Source organism: Streptomyces sp. NPDC048659, from assembly GCF_040650575.1.
Taxonomy (GTDB): domain Bacteria; phylum Actinomycetota; class Actinomycetes; order Streptomycetales; family Streptomycetaceae; genus Streptomyces.
Genome location: NZ_JBEZHM010000088.1, coordinates 1 through 22,722 on the forward strand (window position 1 = coordinate 1; position 22,722 = coordinate 22,722).

34 protein-coding genes and 1 pseudogene are annotated in these 22,722 nt (G+C 72.6%); 33 read left to right on the plus strand and 2 right to left on the minus strand.

Features of this window, described 5'->3' with window-relative positions:
- From AB0C99_RS36705 to AB0C99_RS36760, 12 genes and pseudogenes are all read left to right on the plus strand, one after another.
- Positions 1 to 184, plus strand: a pseudogene (locus AB0C99_RS36705) (hypothetical protein); the annotation flags it as partial.
- Positions 169 to 552, plus strand: a complete 384-nt coding sequence (locus AB0C99_RS36710; RefSeq protein ID WP_362484381.1) for a hypothetical protein — start codon at positions 169 to 171, stop codon at positions 550 to 552. The pseudogene AB0C99_RS36705 and the gene AB0C99_RS36710, both read left to right, overlap by 16 nt.
- Positions 553 to 732: 180 nt before the next feature.
- The gene (locus AB0C99_RS36715) at positions 733 to 1,032 is read left to right on the plus strand and encodes a hypothetical protein (RefSeq protein ID WP_362484383.1); all 300 of its coding nucleotides are present in this window, start codon (positions 733 to 735) and stop codon (positions 1,030 to 1,032) included.
- A complete protein-coding gene (locus tag AB0C99_RS36720; RefSeq protein WP_362484385.1) occupies positions 1,029 to 1,211 on the plus strand; it encodes a hypothetical protein in 183 nt (60 codons plus the stop codon). Before AB0C99_RS36715 ends, AB0C99_RS36720 begins: the two co-directional genes overlap by 4 nt.
- Positions 1,212 to 1,373: 162 nt before the next feature.
- The gene (locus AB0C99_RS36725; RefSeq protein WP_362484387.1) at positions 1,374 to 1,685 is read left to right on the plus strand and encodes a WhiB family transcriptional regulator; all 312 of its coding nucleotides are present in this window, start codon (positions 1,374 to 1,376) and stop codon (positions 1,683 to 1,685) included.
- Between the two features lie 110 nt (positions 1,686 to 1,795).
- Complete coding sequence (locus AB0C99_RS36730; protein WP_362484389.1) at positions 1,796 to 2,155, plus strand: hypothetical protein; 360 nt, start codon at positions 1,796 to 1,798, stop codon at positions 2,153 to 2,155.
- 320 nt (positions 2,156 to 2,475) lie between these two features.
- Positions 2,476 to 4,119: a DUF2637 domain-containing protein gene (locus AB0C99_RS36735; protein WP_362484391.1), complete on the plus strand. Its 1,644-nt coding sequence runs from the start codon at positions 2,476 to 2,478 to the stop codon at positions 4,117 to 4,119.
- Between the two features lie 114 nt (positions 4,120 to 4,233).
- Positions 4,234 to 4,713, plus strand: coding sequence for a hypothetical protein (locus AB0C99_RS36740; protein WP_362484393.1), 480 nt, complete (start codon positions 4,234 to 4,236; stop codon positions 4,711 to 4,713).
- Positions 4,710 to 5,018: a hypothetical protein gene (locus AB0C99_RS36745; RefSeq protein ID WP_362484395.1), complete on the plus strand. Its 309-nt coding sequence runs from the start codon at positions 4,710 to 4,712 to the stop codon at positions 5,016 to 5,018. The genes AB0C99_RS36740 and AB0C99_RS36745 overlap by 4 nt, the downstream gene beginning before the upstream one ends.
- Positions 5,019 to 5,147: 129 nt before the next feature.
- Entirely contained in the window at positions 5,148 to 7,247 is a 2,100-nt protein-coding gene (locus AB0C99_RS36750; RefSeq protein WP_362484396.1) for an ATP/GTP-binding protein, read from the plus strand.
- Positions 7,248 to 7,270: 23 nt separating this feature from the next.
- Positions 7,271 to 7,684, plus strand: a complete 414-nt coding sequence (locus AB0C99_RS36755) for a conjugal transfer protein TraB (protein ID WP_362484398.1) — start codon at positions 7,271 to 7,273, stop codon at positions 7,682 to 7,684.
- 83 nt (positions 7,685 to 7,767) lie between these two features.
- On the plus strand, positions 7,768 to 9,918 hold the full coding sequence (locus AB0C99_RS36760; RefSeq protein ID WP_362484400.1) for a chromosome segregation protein ParM: 2,151 nt from the start codon (positions 7,768 to 7,770) through the stop codon (positions 9,916 to 9,918).
- 136 nt (positions 9,919 to 10,054) lie between these two features.
- On the opposite strand, the gene AB0C99_RS36765 is transcribed toward AB0C99_RS36760, so the two are convergent.
- Positions 10,055 to 10,216: a hypothetical protein gene (locus AB0C99_RS36765; RefSeq protein WP_362484402.1), complete on the minus strand. Its 162-nt coding sequence runs from the start codon at positions 10,214 to 10,216 to the stop codon at positions 10,055 to 10,057.
- Positions 10,217 to 10,371: 155 nt separating this feature from the next.
- On the opposite strand from AB0C99_RS36765, the gene AB0C99_RS36770 reads away from it, so the two are divergent.
- The 9 genes from AB0C99_RS36770 (at position 10,372) to AB0C99_RS36810 (ending at position 16,505) form a co-directional block, all read left to right on the plus strand.
- On the plus strand, positions 10,372 to 10,932 hold the full coding sequence (locus AB0C99_RS36770; protein ID WP_362484403.1) for a hypothetical protein: 561 nt from the start codon (positions 10,372 to 10,374) through the stop codon (positions 10,930 to 10,932).
- A 117-nt stretch (positions 10,933 to 11,049) separates the two neighbouring features.
- Positions 11,050 to 11,832, plus strand: a complete 783-nt coding sequence (locus tag AB0C99_RS36775) for a hypothetical protein (protein WP_362484404.1) — start codon at positions 11,050 to 11,052, stop codon at positions 11,830 to 11,832.
- Positions 11,833 to 11,990: 158 nt separating this feature from the next.
- Positions 11,991 to 12,218 (plus strand): hypothetical protein, encoded by a 228-nt coding sequence (locus AB0C99_RS36780; RefSeq protein WP_362484406.1) that lies wholly within the window; start codon positions 11,991 to 11,993, stop codon positions 12,216 to 12,218.
- A 197-nt stretch (positions 12,219 to 12,415) separates the two neighbouring features.
- Positions 12,416 to 12,625 (plus strand): hypothetical protein, encoded by a 210-nt coding sequence (locus AB0C99_RS36785; protein ID WP_362484438.1) that lies wholly within the window; start codon positions 12,416 to 12,418, stop codon positions 12,623 to 12,625.
- A 441-nt stretch (positions 12,626 to 13,066) separates the two neighbouring features.
- The gene (locus AB0C99_RS36790) at positions 13,067 to 13,768 is read left to right on the plus strand and encodes a hypothetical protein (protein WP_362484408.1); all 702 of its coding nucleotides are present in this window, start codon (positions 13,067 to 13,069) and stop codon (positions 13,766 to 13,768) included.
- Between the two features lie 120 nt (positions 13,769 to 13,888).
- Positions 13,889 to 14,413, plus strand: coding sequence for a hypothetical protein (locus tag AB0C99_RS36795; protein WP_362484410.1), 525 nt, complete (start codon positions 13,889 to 13,891; stop codon positions 14,411 to 14,413).
- Positions 14,414 to 14,754: 341 nt separating this feature from the next.
- A complete protein-coding gene (locus AB0C99_RS36800) occupies positions 14,755 to 14,922 on the plus strand; it encodes a pRL2-8 (protein ID WP_362484412.1) in 168 nt (55 codons plus the stop codon).
- A 164-nt stretch (positions 14,923 to 15,086) separates the two neighbouring features.
- Positions 15,087 to 15,602, plus strand: a complete 516-nt coding sequence (locus AB0C99_RS36805; protein ID WP_362484414.1) for an AAA family ATPase — start codon at positions 15,087 to 15,089, stop codon at positions 15,600 to 15,602.
- A 103-nt stretch (positions 15,603 to 15,705) separates the two neighbouring features.
- Positions 15,706 to 16,505 (plus strand): IS5 family transposase gene (locus AB0C99_RS36810; RefSeq protein WP_362484436.1). Its coding sequence is split into 2 segments (ribosomal slippage): positions 15,706 to 16,015 and positions 16,015 to 16,505, totalling 801 coding nucleotides; the frame shifts between segments, so codons are not numbered across the junction.
- Here AB0C99_RS36810 and AB0C99_RS36815 read toward each other — a convergent pair.
- A complete protein-coding gene (locus tag AB0C99_RS36815; RefSeq protein WP_362484415.1) occupies positions 16,470 to 16,874 on the minus strand; it encodes a hypothetical protein in 405 nt (134 codons plus the stop codon). The two genes, AB0C99_RS36810 and AB0C99_RS36815, sit on opposite strands and share 36 nt — an antisense overlap.
- A gap of 266 nt (positions 16,875 to 17,140) precedes the next feature.
- Between AB0C99_RS36815 and AB0C99_RS36820 the strand changes: the two genes are divergently transcribed.
- The 12 genes from AB0C99_RS36820 (at position 17,141) to AB0C99_RS36875 (ending at position 22,530) form a co-directional block, all read left to right on the plus strand.
- On the plus strand, positions 17,141 to 17,320 hold the full coding sequence (locus tag AB0C99_RS36820; RefSeq protein ID WP_362484417.1) for a hypothetical protein: 180 nt from the start codon (positions 17,141 to 17,143) through the stop codon (positions 17,318 to 17,320).
- Positions 17,321 to 17,419: 99 nt separating this feature from the next.
- Positions 17,420 to 17,722 (plus strand): hypothetical protein, encoded by a 303-nt coding sequence (locus AB0C99_RS36825; protein ID WP_362484419.1) that lies wholly within the window; start codon positions 17,420 to 17,422, stop codon positions 17,720 to 17,722.
- 91 nt (positions 17,723 to 17,813) lie between these two features.
- Entirely contained in the window at positions 17,814 to 18,488 is a 675-nt protein-coding gene (locus AB0C99_RS36830) for a GGDEF domain-containing protein (RefSeq protein WP_362484420.1), read from the plus strand.
- Positions 18,485 to 18,931: a hypothetical protein gene (locus AB0C99_RS36835; protein WP_362484421.1), complete on the plus strand. Its 447-nt coding sequence runs from the start codon at positions 18,485 to 18,487 to the stop codon at positions 18,929 to 18,931. The genes AB0C99_RS36830 and AB0C99_RS36835 overlap by 4 nt, the downstream gene beginning before the upstream one ends.
- Positions 18,928 to 19,194 (plus strand): hypothetical protein, encoded by a 267-nt coding sequence (locus AB0C99_RS36840; RefSeq protein WP_362484422.1) that lies wholly within the window; start codon positions 18,928 to 18,930, stop codon positions 19,192 to 19,194. Before AB0C99_RS36835 ends, AB0C99_RS36840 begins: the two co-directional genes overlap by 4 nt.
- A gap of 24 nt (positions 19,195 to 19,218) precedes the next feature.
- Positions 19,219 to 19,422: a hypothetical protein gene (locus AB0C99_RS36845; protein WP_362484424.1), complete on the plus strand. Its 204-nt coding sequence runs from the start codon at positions 19,219 to 19,221 to the stop codon at positions 19,420 to 19,422.
- Positions 19,422 to 19,901, plus strand: coding sequence for a hypothetical protein (locus AB0C99_RS36850; RefSeq protein ID WP_362484425.1), 480 nt, complete (start codon positions 19,422 to 19,424; stop codon positions 19,899 to 19,901). The genes AB0C99_RS36845 and AB0C99_RS36850 overlap by 1 nt, the downstream gene beginning before the upstream one ends.
- Complete coding sequence (locus AB0C99_RS36855) at positions 19,901 to 20,059, plus strand: hypothetical protein (protein WP_362484427.1); 159 nt, start codon at positions 19,901 to 19,903, stop codon at positions 20,057 to 20,059. Before AB0C99_RS36850 ends, AB0C99_RS36855 begins: the two co-directional genes overlap by 1 nt.
- A 13-nt stretch (positions 20,060 to 20,072) precedes the next feature.
- Positions 20,073 to 20,501 (plus strand): NUDIX hydrolase, encoded by a 429-nt coding sequence (locus AB0C99_RS36860; RefSeq protein WP_362484429.1) that lies wholly within the window; start codon positions 20,073 to 20,075, stop codon positions 20,499 to 20,501.
- An 87-nt stretch (positions 20,502 to 20,588) separates the two neighbouring features.
- Positions 20,589 to 21,008, plus strand: a complete 420-nt coding sequence (locus tag AB0C99_RS36865) for an RNase adapter RapZ (protein ID WP_362484431.1) — start codon at positions 20,589 to 20,591, stop codon at positions 21,006 to 21,008.
- Positions 21,008 to 21,340, plus strand: a complete 333-nt coding sequence (locus AB0C99_RS36870) for a hypothetical protein (RefSeq protein WP_362484433.1) — start codon at positions 21,008 to 21,010, stop codon at positions 21,338 to 21,340. Before AB0C99_RS36865 ends, AB0C99_RS36870 begins: the two co-directional genes overlap by 1 nt.
- 440 nt (positions 21,341 to 21,780) lie before the next feature.
- Entirely contained in the window at positions 21,781 to 22,530 is a 750-nt protein-coding gene (locus tag AB0C99_RS36875) for a hypothetical protein (RefSeq protein WP_362484434.1), read from the plus strand.
- The last annotated feature ends 192 nt before the right edge of the window (positions 22,531 to 22,722 follow it).

The following is a 22,722-nucleotide window of genomic DNA, read 5'->3' on the forward strand; positions in this document are numbered from 1 at the left end:
CATGCACTGCACCCGCAGCGCCGCCCCGGTCACCGAGCGGGCGATCCGCCGGATCGTCCCGGAGCTCCGCGCCAAGGGCTACCGCTTCGTGAAGGCGCACCGCGCGGGGGCCGAGGCCGGGGCCATCTGCTCCCGTCCCCGCCCGCTCACCGCACCCCGGAGGTCCCGATGCCCGCCACCCTGACCCTGACGTCCCACCGGCCCGGCCCCGGTGAGGTGTTCGACGCCGAGACGCTCGCGCTCCTGGACGAGCTCGACGTCCCGCTCACCATGGACATCGACGCCGACCTCGACATCGCGTTCGGCACGCCGCTTGAGCTCTACCACCAGCACCCCACCGCCAGCGAGCTGGCGGCCCTGGCGACCCGCCCGGTGGGCGAGGTCGGCCGCGAGCTCGTCGCCCGCGTCCACGCTGCCGAGGACATCCTCGCGGGCGACCCGTCGATCACGGCCCGGGTCCGCGAGCGCCTGGTCGACGTGCTCCTCCCGTACGCCGTGCAGCTGCGCATCAAGAGGCCGGCGGCTGCGGCGCCGGTGCCGCGCGCGGCCTGACCCTGTTCCCCCGCAGCCCCGCACTGCCCAGTCGCTCACCGTCCCGCCCGGATTCCGGGTGTTGGCCGGTGGGCGGTGGAGAGCGCGGTGGACACCGGCTCTATCCAGACGACAGCCCCCGGGGATTGCGCCCCCGAGGGCTGTCCAGGACCTGACTGGAGGACCCTGATGCAGGTCAGCATGACACAGCTCCGTCCCGTATCCGCCAGCAGTTGCCCGTCCTGCGGTGGGACGTTCGAGTCCTGCCGCTGCACCGGCGCCGTCGGCGCCCTGCACGCCGGGCTCGACGACGTCATCAAGAGGATCGAGGAGGAGGACGACCAGGACGGCCCGTCGTACTCCGTCCGTGGTCGCGTGCAGCGCCTCGTCGCCGACGGCTATGTCCGTCCGCGCGTTCTCGCCCTGCACCGGACGGAGATGGCCGGAGCGTGCGCGCCGCTGTGCCCGTTCGGTGCGGCGGTCGTTGGGGACAACCGGTGACCGCCCGCCTGAACGACGACCTGTACGTCCGCTACATGAAGTCGTTCGAGGATTCCAGCAGCCACCTCGGTGGCTGTGCGGCCTGCCAGGCCGAGGAGCCGTGCGAGGTCGGGGCACCGATCCACGAGCGGTTCGTCCGTCTCCAGGACGCCTACCACGCACGTCAGAAGCAGCGTTGATCCCTGGCCCTGCCCGTCGTCCCCGTGCCGTTCTCGGCCGGGGCCGGCGGAGAGCGCCGGGAGCTCCCGCCCGCTCTGGCCGTCCGGCCGCCACAACACGCGACAGCCCCGGGGTGGCCGCCCCGGGGCTGTCTTCTGCTCTGGACCTTCTGGGAGGCCCTGATGAATCGCGGATCCATCGTACGGAAGCTGGCCAGCAATTCGCTCTCCACGGCCGCGCCCGAGCAGCCCACCCAGGCATGCAAGGGTGAGGACCCCGACCTGTTCTTCCCGGTCGGCGACGGCGCGCGCGCTCTCTTCCAGGCCGCCGAGGCCAAGGCGATCTGCCGTGGCTGCCCGTTCCAGAACGCCTGCCTCGAGGGCGCCCTCCAGCGCGGCGAGGAGTTCGGCGTCTGGGGCGGCACCGACGAGCGCGACCGCCGGGCCATGCGCCGCGTCGCCGCCCGCAAGTCTGCCGCCCGCAACGCCTCCTGATCCGGTCTGCAGGCTGCCTGATCCGCCCGTCCCGACCGCCGACCACGGCGGCCGGGACGGGCGGTGACGGGGAGCCGGACAGCCCGGACCGAACAGTCGAGGGAGGCCTCATGGCCACGACGATGACCCCGCTCCAGCCCGGCACCGAAGCCACCGCCCAGGCGTGCGCCTTCGCGATCTTCGGCACCGACATCCCGCCGGTCGACCCCGAGGACTACGACGGCAGCTGGCTCACCACCCTCCACGTCATCTCGGAGGAGTGGGTGGGCGAGGGCCGCATCGAGCGGCACACCGCCCGCACCGCGGCCGCGATCAACGACCTGCTGAACACCCAGCGGCTGTTCGGCGAGGGATCGCCCCAGGCGCGCACCGCCGGCACCGCGCTCACGCCGCTGATCGACAAGTGCCGGATCTACGGCATCACCACCGACGACCTCCGCCGCCACGGCGCGCAGCTCCGCGCGAGCTGATTTCGCGCCCGCCCGGCGGGAGCCGCACCGAGTTTCGAGCCCGCCCCGCGCCGTTTCGGGAGCACGGTTGCCCGCCCTGCGGGCTGCCGGCCTTTTCGTGCGCGCGGAGCGGGTAGAGCCGGTGTCCGGTTCGCGAGCTACCACCTGCACCACGGGCCGTTTCGGGAGCGCCTCGCCGCGTTTCGGGAGCGGCCCTCGCCGTTTCGCGCCCACCTGAACGACCCCCTTCGGAGGCCCTGATGACGATCACCGACTGGCCGCGAACCGCGGCTGAACCTCTCCCCGACACGGTCTCACCGGCCGCCGTTTCGGGAACGCCGATGCCGGTTTCGCGGACGGCCGACGTCGTTTCGGAGACGGCGGAGTTCGTTTCGGGGACGGAAAGCGGAACCGGAACGGAGCCTTCCCCTGGGAAGCTGACCGGCACCCAGAAGTGGGCGACCGGCGCCATCGTGCTCGCCGCGCTCGTCCTCGCGGGCATCGGCCTCTACCTGTCCTTCGAGCACGTCGCGATCTTCGCCTACGAGCGGCTCCGCTTCGGCTCGATCGGCAAGGGCCAGCTCTTCGCCGTCGGCGTCGACGTCGGCATCATGATCATGATCGCGGTGGACCTCCTGATGGCCTGGCTCAAGCGCCCCATCAGCTGGATCCGCTACCCCGTGTGGCTGCTGACGGCCGCGACGGTCGTCCTCAACGCCGCCTCCGGCGCCCCCAAGGGCCGGGGCTGGGAGCTGATGGACTACGTCGCGGCCGGTGCGCACGGCCTGGTCCCGGTCCTGTTCATCGCCGTGGTGGAGCTCGGCCGCGACGCCATCGACCGCATGGTGCGCCCGGAGCGGGCCGAGCGGGACTCGATCCCGTGGATCCGCTGGACGCTCGCCCCGCGGGCGACCGCCAGGATCTTCCGCCGGATGCGGCTGTGGGGCGTCACCTCCTATCCGGAGATGACCCGCCGCGACCAGGAGCTCCTCGCCTACGAGCAGTGGCTCAAGCGCAAATACAAGGGCGACATCTCCCAGGCCAGCGACGACGAGCTGCTGCCGATGCAGATGGCCCCCTACGGCTACACCGTCGCCCAGGCCCTGGCCATGCCCGACGAGCAGGAGCAGGCCGCCGCCGAGCGCGCGGAGGACGCGGAGCGCCGCCGCCTCGACGCGGAGACCCGCAGCGAGGTCGCCAAGGCGGAGTCCGCCGCCGAGAAGCTGCGCGCCAAGGGCAAGGTCGACCTGGTCCAGGCGGAGATCGAGGGCCAGACCGGCCAGGCCCGCGCCCACGCCCGTGCCCAGGTCAGCGCCGCAGAGCGGGCCGCTGAGCTGGAGCTCCAGGCCCTCGACAACGCCGTGGTCGCCGAGGCCCGCGCCCGCGAGGCCGAGGCGGACCGCCTGGAGGCCGAGGCTCGTGAGGCCGAGGCGGCCGCCGATCTGGCGAAGGCCGGGCTCGAGCGGAAGGCCGCGGAGCAGCGCCAGGCGGCGGCGGAGGCGGACAAGGTCGCGGCGGCGGAGGTCGGCGCCATCGAGACCCAGACCGTCGCCGAAGCCCGCCGGGCCGCTGCCGAAGCGGATCGGGTCGCGGCCGAAACGGAGAAGGCCGCCGCCGAAGCACGCCGGGCTGCTGCCGAAGCCGACCGCAAGAAGGACGAGGAGGACCGCCGCCGGGAGGCCGTCCTCGCCGATACCGCGCGCTCTCAGCAGGAGGCCGCCGAAGCCGAGAAGGCCGCTGCCGAAACGCGGAGGGCCGCCGCCGAAATCGAGCGGCGCGCGGTCGAAATCGAGGACGCCGCGAAGCTCTCCCCGCGCGAGCGGGCGGTCCGCAAGGTCGCCCGGCTGATCCTCACGAAGGCGGCCGGCGTCGCCGGCCAGCTGCCGCTGGCCGACATCCAGCGCGTGCTCGAAGTGTCGCCCGGCACGGCCTCGGAGTACCGCCAGGAGGCGGCCGAGCTGCTCGCCGGCGGCTACCGCCCCTGAAACATCGTCCGGCACACACCAGTGAGGGCCAGCCCGCGCTAATCGGGCTGGCCCTCGCTGTGACTGCCGGAAGCAGTCACAGCCCCACCAGTACACCAGGAGGGAATCCCCGCCGTGAACAGCAACAACGACCCGAATTACTCCCCGCTGCGCGACGTCGCGCAGAGCCCGGAGGCCACCGCCCGGTACCTGGCCGATGTCCAGCGGGTCCTGCTGGACATCGGCAAGAACCTGGAGACCCTCTCGATCGAGACCCAGGTGTACCTGCGCGACACCCACGTGGAGGGCGACCGCTGGTACCACGCCAGGCTGCGCGCGCTGCCCGTCGAAAGGGCCCTCGGAAGCGTCCTCAAGAACCTGAAGAGCCTCACCGAGGGCCTGGAAAAGAGCGCCTACAAGCGCCGTGCCCACGACGAGGCCGTGGTGAATACGGTCAAGGAAAGGAAGGAAAAGGAGCTGGAAAAGCAGCGGAAGAATAACCCGCCGGTCCTCCAGGCCGCGCCCCACTCGCCGCAGCAGGGTGCGCAGCCGCAGAATTCCGGCTACAGTGTTCCCACGTCGATTTATGACCTCGGTAAGAGGGAGTCGGCGTGACGCGCCCCCTCAGCAGTATCGAACGCTCCATTCGCGGGCGGAACGGCTGGCTGCAGGAAGAAGAGCGCAAGGCGATCGAAAGTCGCGGAGAGACCGGCCGGATGGAATTCTGGCTCCGGGTCACCCGGACTGAGATCAGCAGGGAAGTCAAAGCCGGTCGCGGTGAAGTCCTTACCGCGTTCACGCTGGTCTGCCGTCTCTTCAAGCTGGTGCTGGAGAAGCGGCAGGCGGGCGACCCGCGGCTGTTCGACCACCTCATGCAGTACGCGGACACCGTCCTGAAGCAGCACGGCCCGCGTCACTGAGCGTCACCCACGAAGGCTCCGCCGGGCTCCGGCGGGGCCTCGCGCGCGTAAAGCGTGCACACGTGCACGTGCACGCGCGTGCACACGAGACCCCACTGTCTGTCAAGTCCCCAGGAGGGGAGGTGCCCCGTGTCCGACGAGACCGGCGGCGGGACCCTGGTCCACGGCCCGTGGAGCGGTGATTCCACCTACGAGCTGCCGCAGATCCCGGATTTCATCGACACCATTCCGCCGCCGGAAGACGTCCCGGAGGCTCCCCCGGAAACCCCGGAGGAGACCACCATGGAACTCCCCGCAGTTCCGGCGGCCCCGGACCCCGCACTGGCGATGCGTTCCGAGGGAATCGCCGCGCCGGTATCCGAGGAATCCGAAGGCGAATACGAGGAAGGCGAATACGAGCAGCGGCGCTCGCTCGCCGACCGTCTTGGTGACTGGTTGGAATTCCGTCTGGAAAGGGCGCGTTCCAATCACGAAAGCGAGGCGCCTTTCCGTGAGGCTGAAATCGCGCGGAAGGCGGCGCTGATCGAGGGCCGCACGGCTCAAGAAGTCGCGATGATGGAGCAGAACGGAAAGCTCCACGCCGCGATGATGAAAGCGAAAGGCGACAAGGCGGCGGCGCGCGGAAAAGCCGACGCCGACCGCACGAAGTCGTCCGGCTCCGGGATGGGGGCGGACAAGGGCCGCTCCAAGGCCGGCGGCGGTGGCGGCGCGGGGACCTCCCGCGGCAACTCCTCCGGCAGCGGGCCGAACCGGTCCGGTCCGCCGCGCGGCTCCAACTCCGACAGTCCTGCGCCGCGTTCGGGATCCCGCGCGACCGGCGGCGGTGGCGACAAGAGTGGCGTGAAGGGCCCTGAACGGGGTTCTGGCGGCCATGGAGCCGCTTCCGGGCGCGACGGGTCGTCCGGGGGCCCGAAAGGCTCCCAGGCGGGCTCTGGCGGCTCGGGCTCGCGGGGCTGGCAGGAGCGCGCCGGACTCCGGCAGGCAGGGCGGCAGGAACGGCGCAGCGCCGGGCACGCCGCCGATGTCGCGGACCGGTCGAAGGACCGCGACCTGGCCCGCGCGCAGCGGCAGCAGGCGTGGGAGGACCGCCGTGCCAGGAAGGCGGCGCGAGCGGAGGCGCGGAAGGCGAAGCGGGAAGCCGCGGCGTCGGCCGGCGCGGGCCGCACCACGCTGGGCCAGGCCCTCGGCGAGGAGGCTCAGCGCCGCTGGGACAAGCGCCGCGCCGACGAGAAGGCCGACGCCGAGGCGAAGGACGCGCCGGACGGGAAGGACGGCAAGGCGGCCGGGACGCAGAAGGTCAGCCTGGTCAAGAAGGGCACCGACGGGAAGGGCTCCAAGCCGGCCGAGGACGGCCCTGACGGGGCGTCCGGCGCCGCGAAGGACGGCGAGGCGGGCGACGGGCCGGACAAGGACGCCAAGGCCGGTGACGGGGCGAAGAAGCGCCGCCGGTTCCGGCGGCGGCGCACCGCCGGGACGGGCCGGACCAGGCGGCGGGGACGCCGGAAACGCCGCACCGCCCGCGCGGGCCGCGGTCGTACGGGCCGCTCCCGTCGCTCCGGCCGCCCGGCGGACAGCCCGTTCGGCGCGGAGGACTCCACGCCGACGGTGGAGTGGCCCGACCGGCCCGCCCGCCCGCCGCGCACCGGCACCAAGAGCGGCCAGGACGACATCGTCGACGCCGACATCGTCCCCGACGCCCCCGCGGCCGTCACGACGGGCGTGCGGGGTCTGCCGCCCGCACCGGAGAAATACACCGAACGGCCCGGCACCACCAGGCCGACCAGCACGGAAGGGGACGGCGTGAGCAGCTCGCAGGTCACCAGGCCGTCCGGGCAGGGCAACCTCAGTGCCCAGCACCGGACCGACATCACGTTCGACGAGTACCTGATGGGGATGGCGAACATCGCCATCAAGGCCGCCTCGGACCAGGAACGCGCCGAGGCCCTGATGGAGGCACTGGCCCAGGTCGCGGACGCGCTGCGGGAGATGGCCGCCGACCTGGTCGGCGACCACAACGTCTCCACCGCCGTCACCGACCTGATCGCGGACCTGGCCGACTCCGCCGCCCGCATGAAGACGCAGGCCGAGCGGTGCGCCGAGCAGTGCGGCTTCGCCAAAGAGGCCGCGGCGCTGTCCGCCCGGGAAGTCGCCCGCGTGTACGGCCAGGACATGGCCGCCAAGGAGGACGCCGGCCTCACGCACGCGTCGGCCGCAGCCCACCACGACTAGAACGACCAGGAGGAATCCCGCCGATGAGCGACCTCACGCCCCGCACCAGTGCGGTGCCCGCCCCGACCGACGGCGACAACCGGTACAAGGCCGTCCAGGCCAAGCTGCAGCAGCTCGGCGCGGCGATGGACGACGCCACCCTCGAGCTGGAGGGGCTGCGCCGCAGCATGCGGGCCAACGCCGGCGCCGCCGGCGACATGGCGCAGGACATCGCCAACGCCCAGCTCGACGCGAAGTTCGTACAGCTCACCAACGCCGTGGAGACCGCCCTGGACGGCGCCGCCCGCGAGGTCCGCACGCTGTGCGACACCGCGCAGGAGACCGCCGACCTCACCCACCGGACCCGGCACGCGCACGCCCGGCTCTACGGCGCGCTCGACGACATCCGCTCGGGCCGGCGCGAGAGGACGCCCAAGCCGGGCTTCTTCAGCCGCTGACCCCTCCACTCCCCCACCCGCCACAGGCGGCCCCGCACACCAGCGGGGCCGCCCGTGCCCGTTCGCCCCTGAAGGAGAAGCCGGTGGCCACGCCGCGCAGTGTCACGCTCGAACGCCTCGCCTACACCCTCGCCGCGCCCGTGCTGGCCGTGGCCCCGAACCTCTACCCCGACAGCCCCCTCCACCAGGTCGTGCAGCTCGCCGGCGCCGCCGGGATCGGCGGCTGGGTCCTCGCCGCCAAGAGCGACGAGCCCGGCGCCGGACGCAGGATCCTGCGCTGGACGCCGCTGGTCCTGGCCGCCGCCGTCGACGTCGCCGCCAAGACGACCACCGGCTGGGGCCCGTACGGGCTCGACGGCCTCCTCGCCGCCGGATGGGCGGCCGCCGGCCTGCTGGTACTGCCCTACTCCCGGCACACCCGCCGCCACCACCGTCCCGCCCTCGCCGCCCCCGCCCCGCAGCCGGCGCCCGCCGAGGTCTACGAGGAGCCGGTGGCCCCGGCGGTGGCCGACGACGGCGCGGACCTGCTCACCCGCGAGGTGCGGCTGCTGTGGGAGAACGCCGGGATGCCCGGCCGCACCCACGTCGTCAAGGCCACCCGGCACCCCGGGCAGCGGCACGACCTGACGATCCTGCTACGCGCCTCGGAGACCGGACGGCCCATCACCGGCCTGTCGGAGGCCGCGGTCGCCGCACCCTTCGCGGTGCCCTCCAGCGACGTCGTGCTCTCCGAGGTCGCCATCCAGCCCGGCCGCCAAGGCGGCCCCGGCTGGATGGAGGCCCACATCACCCCCGACGCCAACCAGCGACGCCGCACCAAGCCGACCAACTTGGAGAAGTGGACCGACAAGGTCGCCAGCCCCAAGGGCGGCGCCCCCGGCTCCCAGCTCGTCCACACCACCCGCGACAACGAACGCGGCGTGACGTTCTACCGGGCGAAGATGGCCGACCCCACCGACACCCCGAACCTCGACCTGCCCAAGATCTGCCGCGGCCTGGGCCTGCCCGACGACGACAGCCGCGTCTTCGTACTGGTCGAAGGAGCCGAGTTCCTGATCAGCGTCTTCGACACCCCGCCACTGTCCCCGACGTTCCCGGCCACCCGCGAGCTGCTCACCCCGGACACGAAGACCGGCATGTACGTGTGCGGGTTCAGCATCACCGGCCAGCCCGTGCACAACTTCGTCTTCCAGCACGACAAGAACGCCGCCAAGCACGGCCTGGTCCTCGGCGTCACCCGCGGCGGCAAGACCCAGTTCTTCGCCGTCACCATGGTCGCCGAGTCCAACGCCGGACAGATCGTGTGGCTCTCGTCCTGCTTCAAGGACGAGAAGACGACCGCCCTCGGCGAGTACATCGACCGCCAGGGCATCACCCCGCTCTACATGGCCCGCCAGCTGCGCGCGGCCAAGGCCCTGTGCCAGATCCGCGCCGAGATGCCGTGGGCACACGACGGCAAACCGCACGACTACAAGCCCGGCGACCCGCGCTGCCCCTACAAGCAGCTCAACGTCTACGCGGACGAGTTCATGACCGCGAGCCAGGACCCCGAGTACGGCGAGTTCATCCAGGCCGACGGCGACGCCCTGACCGTCATGGGCCTCAAGTACGGCATCGGATTCAACCCCGCCGGCCAGAGCCCCTTCGCGCACAACGGCTTCTCCACGGAGATGAAGGACAACCTCCGGCAGAACTCCCGCCCCGTCATCTTCAACATGGGCTCGCCCGGCGCCACCCGCAAGGCGGCCGAGGGAACCATGGAGAACGCCTACGACGTCCCGACCATCCCCGCCCGCTACGCCCCCAAGGAAGGCAGCGCGATCGAGCGGGCCATGGCCGGCGAGGCCGAACCGGAGAACGGTGTCTCCACCGGCGGCGTCGCTGTCGTCGTCCTCGACAACGGGCGGGCCGTCCTGATGAAGGCCCTGTACGTGGACTTCGACCACGACCTCTCCGGCCTGTTCCCCAGCGAGGTCCACCGCCTCACCGACTACGAGATCAGCGAGCTGACCGAGCTCGGCCTGTGGTTCGACTGGAGCGAGCCCGAGCCGCGGCCCGGCGAGTTCTGGCCCGAGCCCGACGAGGACGACGACGGCGACGGCAAGCCCCGCCGCCGCGGAGGCGGCGCCAAGGGCGGAGGCGGGCGCGGCTCCAGGAGCACCCGCCGCACCGAACCGAAAGTCACCTCGCCCCGCCAGGCACTGGAGGCCATCAGGAACCTCACCGACGCCTGAACCACCCACCCCTCACCCGGGGCCGGCCCGTCCGAACGGCTGCCGGCCCCCCGTTCTTCGCGAAGGAGCACCTCCGCCGTGGCCCTGTCCGTCTCCGCCGCCGCGCTGCTCGCCGGACTGCTCGCCAGCTTCTGACCTACGCCTCGGTCCACGGCGGGTCGGGCGTGGAGTTGAGCCCGTCACAGAGGTGGCAGTCCCATTCCGACGGAATCTCCCACCTGTCAGACCACCAGCCGACCTGCTTGCCGACGAAGAAGTTCTCCGCGCCGCACCAACCGCAATCGAAGACGAACTCCACCCGATTCCCTCCACCGCGCACCAGCCGGATCGAGGATGCCCGGGGCGCCGGGCGGTGACTACCCACCCGCCAGCCACAAACCACCGCTGCACACCGCCGAAGGGCGCCGCCAGAACGACCCCGGCGGCGCCCTTGCGTTCCCGCCTGGAGCCCCCATGCCCGACGCCGCCCGCTCCCCCGCGATACACCCGCCCGCTCCGACCACCCGCCAGGCAGCCAACGCGCCGCCGGCAGCACTGACCCTCGAGGAACGCCTCACCCTCGTGAACATGGAGATGACCGCGCGCCTGAACGAAGCGGCCCTCGCCCACGCGGTCAACACCGCGCACATCCCCACCGAGCCCGTGGACCTGGCCGACGTCGTCACCCTCCCGCTGATCCCGACGCTCCAGCCGCCACCAGCCTCCTCCTACCCGACCCCGGTCGCGGCCCTTCTGCAGCGCGCCCACCACCGCCTGCTCACCGGCGGCTGGTGCTCCGGCGCCCTGACCGACGAAGACGGCGCCCACTGCGTGCTCGGAGCCATCCGCGCCGAGGCCGGCGGCGACAGCGGCCTGGAAGCCGACGCCTCCTCCGTGCTCCTGGACGCGATCCGCCGCAGCTTCGGCGAGCACGTCGACTCCGTGCCGTCCTTCAACGACGCCCACGGCTCCGGCCGCGTCCCGATGCGCATGCTCGACCAGGCCGTCAGCCTCGCCGACGCCCGCGGCCTCTGACCCCCGCTCCGGACCACCTGCCTCGCACCCGAACCCCTCGCGGTCGGGCGCGGGCCAGGCCGTCCGGCCTGCGCACCACCACCCACCCCACGAACCCGAACGAGGGAGTCGCCCGCCATGCAGTCCGACGACAAGCCCACCAACGGCCAGCACAACCTGAACTTCTTCGAACTGTTCAACCAGCTGTCGCCCGTGCCGCCGGCCCCCGAACCGAACGGCCCCGGGCGGCTCGCGTGGCTGCGCGCCGCGTGGAAGGCGTCCTGGCAGGAGGGCGGCTTCCTCTACGAGCGGTGGGAGGAGGTCGGCCAGGCCCGCCACGTCAGCTGGTACGAGATCGCCAGCTGGATCAAGGCCGCCCTCCTGTTCGGCGGGCTCAGCCTCATCGTGCTGATGCTCGACGCCGCCGGCGACATCGCCTCCGCCACGCTCAAGGGCCTGTCCGACGTCCCGGCCGCAAGCGCCGGGGACGGCAGCGGCCTGTGGGGCACGGTCGACCACCCGATCCGGGTGTTCCTCGCCGACCAGGCCGCGCACCTGCCGGTCGCCCCGGCCGCGCTGTACGCGTTCTGGCAGCTGACCGGCCTGGTGGGCCTGGTCGGCGGGTTCTTCGGCAACGCGGGCGCCCGCATCGCCTGGCTGCTGTTCGGCTCAGGCTCCCTCGCCATGATCTGGTCCACCACCCCGGCCGGAGGCCGCGCCGCCGCCACCGGCCTGGCCGCCCTCATGTGGGCCCTCGCCAGCATCTTCGCCCTGCGCGGCCTGACCCTGCGGCCGATCGTCCACAACCACCCACCGCAGTTCCAGCCCCAGTTCAGCCCCGCCCTGCACCTGCACACCACCCTGCCCGCCCCCGCCCTGCCCGGCGACGAACCGAACAACACCAACCCGCCCCAGCTCTGAACCCCCGCCCGCCGAACCGAACTGACGATGCACACCCCGCGCCCGCTGACCTGACGCCCCGCCTGGTCCTCGCCCGACCCCGCACGGGGTCGGGCGAGGACCGGACAGGCCGCCCGGCCACACGCACCACCCCACCCGCGAGAGAAGGAGACACCGACTTGGCGAACGCGCCAACCGTCATAGGAGTACTCACCGAGCCCCCGGCACCGACCTGGTGGAAAGCCAACCGCCACAAGGTCTTCGGCATCGGCGGGCTGCTCATCGGCTACCTGATCGGCACCCACCTGACAGGTGCCCCCGAGCAGCCGGCCCCGCCCCGGCCCGGCCACAGCACGCCCGCCGCCGCTGAGCACTCCACCTGCACGGCTCACGGCCGCGCCGCATAGCCCAGCCGCATCACCCGCCGCGCCCCGCCGACACCCGCACCCGTCGGCGGGGCGCAGCGCTGCCCGCCCGACGACTGGAGGAGACCGCTCGTGCTCATCCCCCGCCCGCGCCGCCGGACCGGCCGGCCCCGCCCGCAGCGCCCCGGACCCCGTCACCCGCAGCGCCCCTCCCGGCTGCCCGGCGCCTGGACCAGGTGATGGCCGGCCAGGACGAGGACCTGGTCGACGTCGACCCGCACGACCCCGGCGACGGCTCGCTGCCGGTCTTCCGGTGGCGCCAGGCCGGCCCCCGGCTCGCGACCCGCCGCCAGCTGCGCGAGATGAGCCTGCGCCCCGGCGGCCAGGAGCCCGCCGACCCCACCTCCTACACCGCTCCCCCGGCACTGGACCACCGGCTCGCCGCGTGACCCGAGAGGCCGCCCAACCCGCACCCTGCGGGCCGGCCGGAGCGCCCCGTGACACCGCCGGCCATCGACAACGACGACACCACCCCAAACCCCAACTCCATCCCAAGGAGCTCCACATGCCCGTGACCCTGAATGCCCACCAGCTCGACCGCCTCATCACGCGCGTCGCCGACCACATCGGCGACGCAACCCTCCCGGTCCTGCACGGGATCCGCCTGGAAGCCGACAGCACCTACCTCTACGCCGTCGCCAGCGACCGGTACACCCTGGCCGCCGCCCGCTACGCCCACAACGGCCTGGACGGAACGCCGCTCGCCCGCACTCTGCCGGCCCGCGCGCTGCCCGCGCTCCGCCGGTGGCTGCAGGACCAGCCGGGCAGCGACCCGGTCACAGTGACCCTCTCCGACGGCCGCATCCACTTCACTGCCCCCCCACGGCGAGATGACCGCCGCCGTCGACGCCAACCAGAGCTACATCGCCTGGCGCGACAAGTTCCTCGACGTGATCCGCGAGACCGCCCAGACCACCGAGCGGGCCTTCCCCGCACTCGACACCCGCCTCCTGGCCCGCTTCGCCGCCGCCGACGTACACCTCCGCGTCTGGACCAATCCCGGGGCCGCGCTCCTGATCGGCCTGGACTTCATCGGCGCGCAGATGCCGCTGCGCGCCCGCCCCGACGGCTTCGGCCCCGGCCTCGCCGACAGCCTCGACGAGGCCCGCACGCTCTGGACCGACTCCCTGACCACGCCCCCCACCGGCCAGGAACTCGCCGCAGTGCCCATGACCCGGCGTACCGGCGTCGCCCCCCACACCACATCCGCGACCGCCAAGGAGCTCCTGCGGCAGACGATGCGCTCCACCCACGACCTCTTCGAGGACGACGGCACCTCCCGCAATGCCTTCGCCGCTCACGTGACCGCGGGCGTCATGGCCTGGAGCGCCTACCGCTACCTCGAAGCGCTGCACCGCGCCGACCCCCGGCTCGCCGCCGAGATCGTCGCCGACGTCGCCGAGCAGCTCGACAGCGGCGAGATCGGCGCCTTCGCCTACGACGCCGCGACCGCCGCCGGATTCGACGCCCAGAAGTGGCAGGACGACTTCGAAGCCGCTGCCTCCGCCGCCACCCAGCAGACGACCAGCTGACAGCTCCGGTCGACGGGCGCACCACCGACAAGACCTGACGGTTGCCTGATCCACCCGTACCGCCGCGCGCGGACCGGGTGGTGACGGGGAGCCGGACAGCCCGGCCAGAAGGGGACCGACATGACCACCTCCACCATGACGCACCGCCCCGCGTTCTTCGCCGCCGTCCTCGCCCTGGGCCGCGCCGGGTCCAACGTCGGCGACCACTGGGTCCAGAGCGACTACTGCGCCCGGGTCAAGGGCGCCACCGACGACAAGCCCGTCGTCCTCACCACCGACGACCCCGACGCCGAGCAGACCGTCCACGGCACCAAGGACGGCATCAAGGCATGCGCCTGGCACTGCCTGACCTACACCGCCACCCACGCCCTCGCGGTCGGGGCCGGCGCCCGCGTCCTGGGCATCCGGCTGCACCCTGGCGCCGCAGCGGCCGGGCTCGCCCTGTCGTTCGTCACGCACTATGCCGCGGACCGCCGCAAGCCCGGCGGGCTCCTGGAGACGCTCGCCACGAAGACCGGAAACGGCAGCTTCTGGCACCTCGCCTCGCACGGCATCAACGGCGCGTACTGCCTGGACAGCGCCTGGCACCACGGCTGGGAGACGGCCGCCGCTCTGGTCGCCACCATCGGGGCGACCAGCCGATGACAGCACACCCCCGCACGCGCGTTGACCAGAGGCACGCCGAGCTGGGCATCGTCCAGCTCGCCCTGTAGTAGATCGCCGGCGACCTGACCGCCGACGACATCGACGCCCCGGAGCTCGCCGCGATCCTGCGCGAGCTCCAGGAGGACATCGACCACCCCGGCGGCCTCTTCCTCACGCCCGCCCAGATCGTCACCACCGCCGCCCGTCGGGCGGAGCAGCACGAGTCCTACCGCGACGGCGTCGCCTCCCGCTCCCTGTACGAGGCCGCCGCCCTGATCACCTACAACGCCGGGATGCGCCCTGGGCGGCCCGCGCCCTTCACCCGCAAGGAGACACCTGAGATGGCGAGCACGATCGCGATGAACCCGCCCCGCGGCGAGTGCACCCAGTGCTGGTACCACGCGTACGCCAGCCGCGAGGCCCACGCCCGACTCGGTCCGCGTGAGGACTGCCCGGAGTGCGTGGACCACATGGTTCACGGCCACCCCGACCACATGATCGTCCGCTGACGGCCTCCCTTCCCGCACCGTCTCGACCGCGACGGGCTTCCGCTCAGCTTCCGGCCTCTAAAGGCCGGGGGCGGCGCGGAAGCCCTTCACCGCACCCGCTCAGCTTCCGGCCGCAGTCACGCCCGCCGGATGGACCGCCAGCCCCGATCAGAAGGAGTTAGCCCATGCTCGCCCCCCTGCCCCTGCACCTTCCCGACGGCGCCTTGTGCGCCCTCGTCGGCCCGCCGGGCTCCGGCAAATCCACCTTCGCCGCCCGCTACCCGGACAGCTGGCGCGTCTGCCTGGACGCCTACCGGCGCCTGGCCACCGACTCCGAGGCCGACCAGTCCGCGACCCCCGTCGCCGCCGAGATCCAGAACCTCCTCCTGGACGCCCGCCTCTCCCGGGGCCTGACCGTCCTGGTCGACTCCACCAACGTCTTCCCACACGTCCGGGCCGGGCTGCTCGCCCGTGCCCGCTACTGGCAGCGGCCGATCGTGGCCGTCCTGTTCGACGTCCCGCTGCCCACGGTGCTGGCCCGGAACGCCGGCCGCCGCCGAGTGGTCCCGGCCGCCGTAGTACGCGAGCACCACCAACTGCTTCCCGCCGCCGACCAGCTCCAGCACGAGGGCTTCACCGCAGTGCACCTCATCTCCGAACTCCAGGCTCCCACCAGCACCCTGCACGCCACCCACGGCTAAGAACTCCTAACAAAATGATCTTCGAGGTGTTTGGATCGCTCCGGGAGCGTTGATCTGGGGGTGCGGGGTGGCTCGGCGGAAGCCGTGAGATGTTGAGGACGAGCTGTGGGCGGTGATCGAGCCGCTGCTGCCGAAGGTTGAGCGTCGAGTCCGGTATCCAGGGCGGAAGCGGCATCCGGACCGGCAGGTGTTTCAGGGCATCCTGTTCGTGCTGCATACCGGGATTGCCTGGGAACACCTGCCGCAGGAGCTCGGCTTCGGGTCGGGCATGACGTGCTGGCGGCGCCTGGCCGAATGGACCCAGGCCGGTGTGTGGCCCCGGCTCCACGAAGCACTCTTGGCCAAGCTCCGCAGCGCGGACGCCCTGGACTTCTCCCGGGCGGCGGTCGACGGCTCCCACATCCGGGCGTTAAAAGGGGACTCAAGACGGGACGAAGCCCTGTCGACCGGGGCAGGACGGGCAGCAAGCACCACCTGATCACGGATGCCACCGGCATCCCGCTTGCCGTCACCCTGACCGGCGGCAACCGCAACGACGTCACCCAGCTCATCCCACTGCTCCAAGCCGTGCCCCCTGTGCGGGGAAAGCGCGGCCGACCCCGGCGCCGTCCCGACGTCGTACTCGGTGACCGCGGCTACGACCACGACAAGTACCGCCGCCTCGTCCGTGCGCTCGGCGTGAAGCCACTGATCGCGCGACGCGGCACGGAACACGGATCCGGACTCGGAATCCAACGCTGGGTTGTCGAGCGCACCTTCGCCCACCTTCACTGGTTCCGCCGCCTGCGGATCCGCTGGGAGATCCGCGACGACATCCACGAAGCCTTCCTCACCCTGGGATGCGCGCTCATCTGCTGGCGACGCCTGTCACAGCCGACCCGAGCCCTCGCCCTCCCGCAGTAGCCATTCCCGGACCGAAGGAGAATGGTCAAAGAGCCGCCTGACCTGCATCCCCTCTTCGCGCGAGATCACCCGCGACAGCGGGGTGAAGTCGTCCGGAAGCACGTCCAGCAAGCTCACCACCCGGTCTCCCGTACGCAGAGCGATCAGTAGCTCCCACCGCACGTGATCGGGAACGTCCGGGCGGTGGGACAGGGTGTGCCACAGGGCTGGCCACAGGTAGTGGGTTCCGTCGGGGGCCGCATTCGCCCGCACCCACACCGGGTCCAACCGCTGACTCAGGCCGAGGTCACCCGCCCGCTCCTCCAGCCTGAACAACGACGCCGAATCGATGACCTTCACCTCGCGCGGCAGCGGCTGTTCGAAGTCCATCGCCCCATGCTGCCCGACAGCACCTCACGCCGCGCAGCCGACCCCAAAGAGTCATTCCGTTAGGAGTTCTAAGACCGCCCCCACACCCAAGGAGCCCTGCCCATGCCCGTCTCCGACGCCACGCAGGCGTACTACGCCGCTCACACCCAGGCCCTGCGAGAGCACGGCGCGACGCCGCCCGCCTCTGGCCGCGCGAGGCCCTGCAGTACACCACCGTCAACGGCGCCCGCTTCCTGCCGTTCCCGTCCCGGACGCCCATCCGCTCCGTGGCCCCGACGGTCCGCTCCGCCCGCAAGAAGCACCTCGTCCACGAGTACGACATCCCCGCCCGTGATGGCTCCCCGCTCCGCATCGTCTACATCCGCTGCGCCCCTGACACCTGGTCCGGTGGCGAGGACGTGATCGACGTCTACGAGGTCCCGCTCGAAGAGCTCACCGTGCTCTGACGTTGACGGCCCTCCGTACCGCCCCGGCCCCGCCCCGCTGCGGAGGCCGGGACGGTAGCGGTGGCCCTTCAACCACTACACGGAGAGGAGACGGGCGTCATGCCGCACACCGAGTTCTACGAGGTCGACGTCCCGATACACGACACCACCAACCCCGCCCTCAAAGGCCGGCACGTCTTCACCGGCATCGCGGACTCCCCCACCACGGCCCTGCGCCGCGCCCACGAGGTCTACGACGCCGCGCTCGCCGCGCGCACGGCGGGCCTCGAGGGCCCCGGCAGGCAGCCGGACGGCTGGGGAGCGTCCGGGATCCGGCCCGGCTGGGAGCTGGAGTGGACGGCCGCCAAGGCCGGCCGCTGGCACAACCCGTTCAGCTCCACCCGCAACGACTTCGTGCTGTAGCTCCGCCCCGGGACAGGCGCACCTCGGCGTCCAAACCAGTTCGCCTGTCCCGGGCTACCGATCCCGTACGAGACGAGACGGAGAACCCAGTATGTCGCTCCTTCCGCGCGCTGGAAGCCGGTTCGGCCAGCGCACCCTCTTACTGACGACCGCCGCCCTGCCGTTGACCGGCTGGGCCGTCCACGCCGTCGCCCTGCACCGGCAGATCGCCGCCACCCGCCGTGACCCACTCACCGGCCTGCTGCGCCGCGACGCCTACACCAACCGCGCCCGCCGGTTCCTGGCCCGCCACGACGACGTGGCCGTGGTCATGGTCGACGCCGACCGGTTCAAGGAGATCAACGACCGGCTTGGGCACGCGGCGGGCGACACCGTCCTCACCGCGTTCGGCGCCCGCCTCACCGCCTGGGCCGGCCCGCGCGCGTCCGTCGGCAGGCTCGGAGGCGACGAGTTCGCCGTCGTCCTCCAGCTGCCCGCCGCCCGCCGCGCTCTCCGCCTGGAGCAGCTGGTCCGGATGCTCCACACCCCGGTCGTCCTGGACGACGGCCGCACCGTCGACGTCGCCGCGTCGGTCGGCGCCGCCACCCCGGCCGCCGTCGGCAGCCGAGACCTGTCACTCCTTCAGAGGGCCGCCGACGCCGCCCTTTACGACGGCAAGCACACCGGCCGTGCGGTCCTGGCGACCACCGCGCACGCCTCCGTGCCCTCCGTCAACGGGCGCCGCGCGGGCAGGCCCGGCACGGCCGCGTGGGGGCGAGCGGCATGAGCACCCCGACCCTTCCGCCGGCGGGCGACTGGATCCGCGGCATCAGCGTCAAGCAGCCGCGCTCCGCCTGCATCCTCGCCGGGGCCAAGACGATCGAGAACAGGCCCCGGGTGTGGTCGTGGCGCGGCTGGCTGCTCCTGCACACGAGCCAGCAGATCGACCGCCCCGCCCTGCGGGTGCCGCTGATCGCCCACACGGTCCGCGGCCGGGAGCTGCCGACCGGCGCGGTCATTGGCGTCGCCCGGCTGACCGGCTGCCACCAGGACCCGGACGGCTCCCCGCCCTGCACCGAGTGGGCGCAGCCCAGGGCGTGGCACCTGGAGCTCGGCGACGTCCAGGACCTCGCCCTGCCGGCCCCGGCGCGCGGGCAGCTCGGCCCCTGGCGGCCCACCGAGGACCTGGTCGCCCAGGTCCTCCAGCAGCTCCCGCACCTGCGGCCGTGACCGCCCGGCGCCGCCACCTGCGCGCGGTGCCCGCACAGCCGGAGCAGCCCGCGGCGCCGGTTCAGCTCCTGAACTGGCGCGACGGACAGCACTTCGGCCAGCCCGCCCCGTGCGTGCTGTGCGGCACCACCACCCCGCTGAGGTCCCACACCAAAGAGCCCGTGCACAAGGTCTGCGCGGAGCTCTGGAACGCGGCACACCCCGGCGAAATGCGGTTCGTCTCCGACCCGCCCAGGGGCGGCGCGACGACCGACCATGCCTGACCTCTCCTCCACCTGGAGGCCCCCATGAGCAGCACCGACCGCGACGTCGACCACACCCTCGCCTACCCCGAGCCGCCGGCCTCCCCGCTCTGGCACCGCCACGGCACGAAGGCCCGCCCGCTCACCGACGCACAGCGCCAGCACAACCGCGAACTCCTCGTACTCGCCCAACACCGCCCCCGACCCCGCTCCCCTCGCACCACCGAGACCCTGGCGGAGGCCAGCTGATGGACACCCGGCACTGCGTCATCGACGGCTGGGTCGACGCGATCCCCTCCCTGGGCCCGCGCGACACCGCCGTCTTCGACCTGATCGTCCCCACCGACCTCGACGCCGTCGAAGAAGACATCCACGACACGGTCGTCACCTGCACCAGCGGCGACCCGAGGATCGTCCACGAGCTGCTGACCGGCATCCAGCCCGGCGACCTGCTGCGCGCGACCGGCACCCTGGTCCCCCCGCCGGCGCCCGGCGAGCGCGCTCTGCTCGTCGTCAACGGCCTGGAGGTCCTGGACACCTCACCGATCCCGGTCTTGCGGGACACGGTCCTCGACCGGTACGGCGACTACGTCGTTATCTTCGACACCGACCACGACCAGGTCCCCGTCTTCACCGCGCTCGGGCAGTGGGTCGGCCTGGCGGACAACCCCGACGCCATCACCACCCTCATTGACATCCACGAGCGCGTGAACGGCGGTGACGCCTGATGGCCGCCCCGGAGCGGTTCCCCGCCAGCCACCCCCGCGGATCGTGGCCTGCCAACAAGTACGCCGCCGCGCAGCGCCCCCAGGGCACCGACGCCCGCGTGGTCATGGACCTCGCCAGCGACCAGTTCCTCGTCGTCACCGACACCGCTCACCCCTGACCGAGAGGCGAACATGAGCGAGAGCAAGATCGACCCTGCCATCCAGTACACGGCCGACGTCGTCGCCGTGACCCCGAGCCGCCACGTCCTGCTGATCGAGCGCGGCGGGCCGCCCTTCGAGGGCGCCTGGGCGCTTCCGGGCGGATACGTCGGCGCCGGGGAAGCGCCATACGTGGCCGCGGCCCGCGAGCTCGCCGAGGAGACCGACGTCCACCTGTCCGCCGGCGCCCTGCACCAGATTGGCGTCTGGGACCAGCTCGACCGGGACCCGCGCGGCCACTACGTCAACTTCGCCTACATGGCCGTCGTCCCCGACGGCACGCAGGCCACCGCCGGCGACGACGCCCGCACCGCCCGCTGGTGGCCCCTGGACGAGCTGCCCGAGCAGCTGGCCTTCGACCACGCCGACATCATCCGCGCGGCCACGATCCCCAACTCCTGACGAGCCCCTCCCGGGGCGCCGCCCCAGCCTCCCGGCCCGGGGCGCCGCCCCTCCGCTCTGCTCCCCACCACCAACCTGGAGGCCCCCTTGCGCCCGATCTGCCTCACCTCGTTCGGCTACCTCCACCTGCCCACCGGCCCTGACGGCTCCCCCGTTCCGCCCGCCGCCGACCGGATCGAAGACGTCCGCGACCGGCTCCGCGACCCCGCCGCCGCCCGCGACATCCTCGACCTCGACGGCCTCAACCCCCGCGTCCAGGACGTCGTCCTCGCGACGCCCGGCGCCCGCGAGCTGCTCGCCAACCTCGCGGACTACGCGGACCTCCCGGCCGGCCCCAGCCGCATCGCGATCGGCTGTGCAGGAGGCAGGCACAGGGCATCCGGCCTGACGGAAATCCTCGGCCGCGAACTGCGGGCCCGCGGCCGCGAGGTCGTCATCGAGCACCTGCACGTTCACCTGCCGCGCGTCCTCAAGGCGCCCACCGTGGCCGGGCAGGAGATCGTCTGATGATTCGACGCTTCCGCCGCTGCGGCCACTCCCCCGGCGCCCTCGCCCCCGAGAACCAGGCCGTCGTCGATGAGTTCCGCGCGATGCTCGCCGCCGTACGCTCCCCGGAACCGTGGACACCCGGCAGCAGCCGGGAGGGCGCCGTGCGCATCGGCCCGTTCATCGAGCGCGCCCGCCCCCGCCCCGGCGACGGCCACGGCACCGAGATGCTCGCCGTCGCCCTGGTCCACCCCGACGCCCCGAACGCCGCGGCCCACCGCCACGGCCACGACCTCGGCTACAACGGCTGGGGCTGGCTGCGCTGCGAGACGACCGCGATCCTCGGCGCCTGACAGCCGGTCTACGCGATGCTCACCCACGCCGCCGCGAACCTCCCCCTCCCCGACGACGTCGGCATGGCCCCCGCCCGCTACGGCGTCCACGTCGAAGCCCGCCGACCCGACGGCACCGGCCACACGCTGCTGCGCCTCGGGCCGTACTTCCAGACCTGGGTCGCGCCTCCCGCGACGCAGACCACCTCAACACCGCGCTCGCGGGCCGGGCGGCCACCGCCATCCCCGGGTTCACGGTCACCGCGAAGGACGCGCTGTTCGACGTCAGCGACCACGAGAGCTACACCGACCCGTACCTCGCCGACGTCACCGCCCTCCTGACCGACGCCCTCACGCACGGCTAGGAGACGGACGACCACCGGCGTCCGCGGCCGCCGCGGTCCAGCGCCAGCGACGGCCCCCGGAGCCCCCACACCACACCCACGCAGGAGGAGTCGTTCATGGCCCAGGCCCGAATCGCCACCGCTATCGCCACCCGGAAGGGCACCCGCACATACAACTGCGACGCCGCCCGCGTCCACCGGGCCCCCGGCACCGACATGGTCGCCGCCGTCATCGTGGACGGCATCGGCAACACCGCGAGGAAGGCCGCGTTCTCCCGCCTCGCCGCCGACTGCATCGCCCGCGTCTCCCTCCGCCGCGACCCCCTCCTCGGCATCCTCCACGGCGCCGCCCTCAACTCCACTCCCCCCGGGATGAGGGTCCCGGAAGACGGAGTCGCCGCCGCAGCCGTCGCCGCCCCGAACCGCCGCACCGCCATCGCCTGGACCGGCGACGCCCTCATCTCCGGCTGGACCGGTGAGGCGCTGGTACGCCGCTCCACCGTGCAGACCATGGGCACATGGCTGCGGGCCTGGGGCGGCACGGCCGTCACCCTCCACCCCCAGAACGGCCCCGACGAGACCGTGCCAGCGGAACAGGGAGCCCTCGTGCTGGACGACCTGGCGCGCTCGACGCTGGGAAGGTGCAGCATCGACACCATCCCCCTCTGCTTCATCGAAGACCCGCTCGTGATCCTCACGAGCGACGGCGCCCACGGACAGATCCCCCACCAGGTCATGGAAGACCTGACCCGGGAACACGCCGACAGCCCCCGCGCCCTGGCGGACGCGATCGTCGCCGCCGCGCAGCCGGACAAGACCGGCTACCGGGACGACGCCACCGTGATCGTGCTGAAGACCAAGGCATAGCTGTACGCCAGCCCCTCCGATGAAAGCGACCCGTTCCCAGTGAAGCCCTGCCCCGGACGCCCGGGGCAGGGCTTTTTCTGTTTTAGGGCGTTTTTGGCGTTCTGCTTGTCTGCCGTTTCCAATGGACCCCGACGTCAAGTCCCGCCGCCAGCTGATGTGCATCGCCGAGGCCACCGGCGGCACCTACACCTC

Coding starts and splice junctions, on each gene's coding strand:
- AB0C99_RS36710 (WP_362484381.1), top strand. CDS start 169: ATGCCCGCCACCCTGACCCTGACGTCCCACCGGCCCGGCCCCGGTGAG.
- AB0C99_RS36715 (WP_362484383.1), top strand. CDS start 733: ATGACACAGCTCCGTCCCGTATCCGCCAGCAGTTGCCCGTCCTGCGGT.
- AB0C99_RS36725 (WP_362484387.1), top strand. CDS start 1,374: ATGAATCGCGGATCCATCGTACGGAAGCTGGCCAGCAATTCGCTCTCC.
- AB0C99_RS36730 (WP_362484389.1), top strand. CDS start 1,796: ATGGCCACGACGATGACCCCGCTCCAGCCCGGCACCGAAGCCACCGCC.
- AB0C99_RS36735 (WP_362484391.1), top strand. CDS start 2,476: ATGCCGGTTTCGCGGACGGCCGACGTCGTTTCGGAGACGGCGGAGTTC.
- AB0C99_RS36755 (WP_362484398.1), top strand. CDS start 7,271: ATGAGCGACCTCACGCCCCGCACCAGTGCGGTGCCCGCCCCGACCGAC.
- AB0C99_RS36770 (WP_362484403.1), top strand. CDS start 10,372: ATGCCCGACGCCGCCCGCTCCCCCGCGATACACCCGCCCGCTCCGACC.
- AB0C99_RS36775 (WP_362484404.1), top strand. CDS start 11,050: ATGCAGTCCGACGACAAGCCCACCAACGGCCAGCACAACCTGAACTTC.
- AB0C99_RS36785 (WP_362484438.1), top strand. CDS start 12,416: ATGGCCGGCCAGGACGAGGACCTGGTCGACGTCGACCCGCACGACCCC.
- AB0C99_RS36790 (WP_362484408.1), top strand. CDS start 13,067: ATGACCGCCGCCGTCGACGCCAACCAGAGCTACATCGCCTGGCGCGAC.
- AB0C99_RS36795 (WP_362484410.1), top strand. CDS start 13,889: ATGACCACCTCCACCATGACGCACCGCCCCGCGTTCTTCGCCGCCGTC.
- AB0C99_RS36800 (WP_362484412.1), top strand. CDS start 14,755: ATGGCGAGCACGATCGCGATGAACCCGCCCCGCGGCGAGTGCACCCAG.
- AB0C99_RS36805 (WP_362484414.1), top strand. CDS start 15,087: ATGCTCGCCCCCCTGCCCCTGCACCTTCCCGACGGCGCCTTGTGCGCC.
- AB0C99_RS36815 (WP_362484415.1), bottom strand. CDS start 16,874: ATGGACTTCGAACAGCCGCTGCCGCGCGAGGTGAAGGTCATCGATTCG.
- AB0C99_RS36825 (WP_362484419.1), top strand. CDS start 17,420: ATGCCGCACACCGAGTTCTACGAGGTCGACGTCCCGATACACGACACC.
- AB0C99_RS36830 (WP_362484420.1), top strand. CDS start 17,814: ATGTCGCTCCTTCCGCGCGCTGGAAGCCGGTTCGGCCAGCGCACCCTC.
- AB0C99_RS36835 (WP_362484421.1), top strand. CDS start 18,485: ATGAGCACCCCGACCCTTCCGCCGGCGGGCGACTGGATCCGCGGCATC.
- AB0C99_RS36845 (WP_362484424.1), top strand. CDS start 19,219: ATGAGCAGCACCGACCGCGACGTCGACCACACCCTCGCCTACCCCGAG.
- AB0C99_RS36850 (WP_362484425.1), top strand. CDS start 19,422: ATGGACACCCGGCACTGCGTCATCGACGGCTGGGTCGACGCGATCCCC.
- AB0C99_RS36855 (WP_362484427.1), top strand. CDS start 19,901: ATGGCCGCCCCGGAGCGGTTCCCCGCCAGCCACCCCCGCGGATCGTGG.
- AB0C99_RS36860 (WP_362484429.1), top strand. CDS start 20,073: ATGAGCGAGAGCAAGATCGACCCTGCCATCCAGTACACGGCCGACGTC.
- AB0C99_RS36870 (WP_362484433.1), top strand. CDS start 21,008: ATGATTCGACGCTTCCGCCGCTGCGGCCACTCCCCCGGCGCCCTCGCC.
- AB0C99_RS36875 (WP_362484434.1), top strand. CDS start 21,781: ATGGCCCAGGCCCGAATCGCCACCGCTATCGCCACCCGGAAGGGCACC.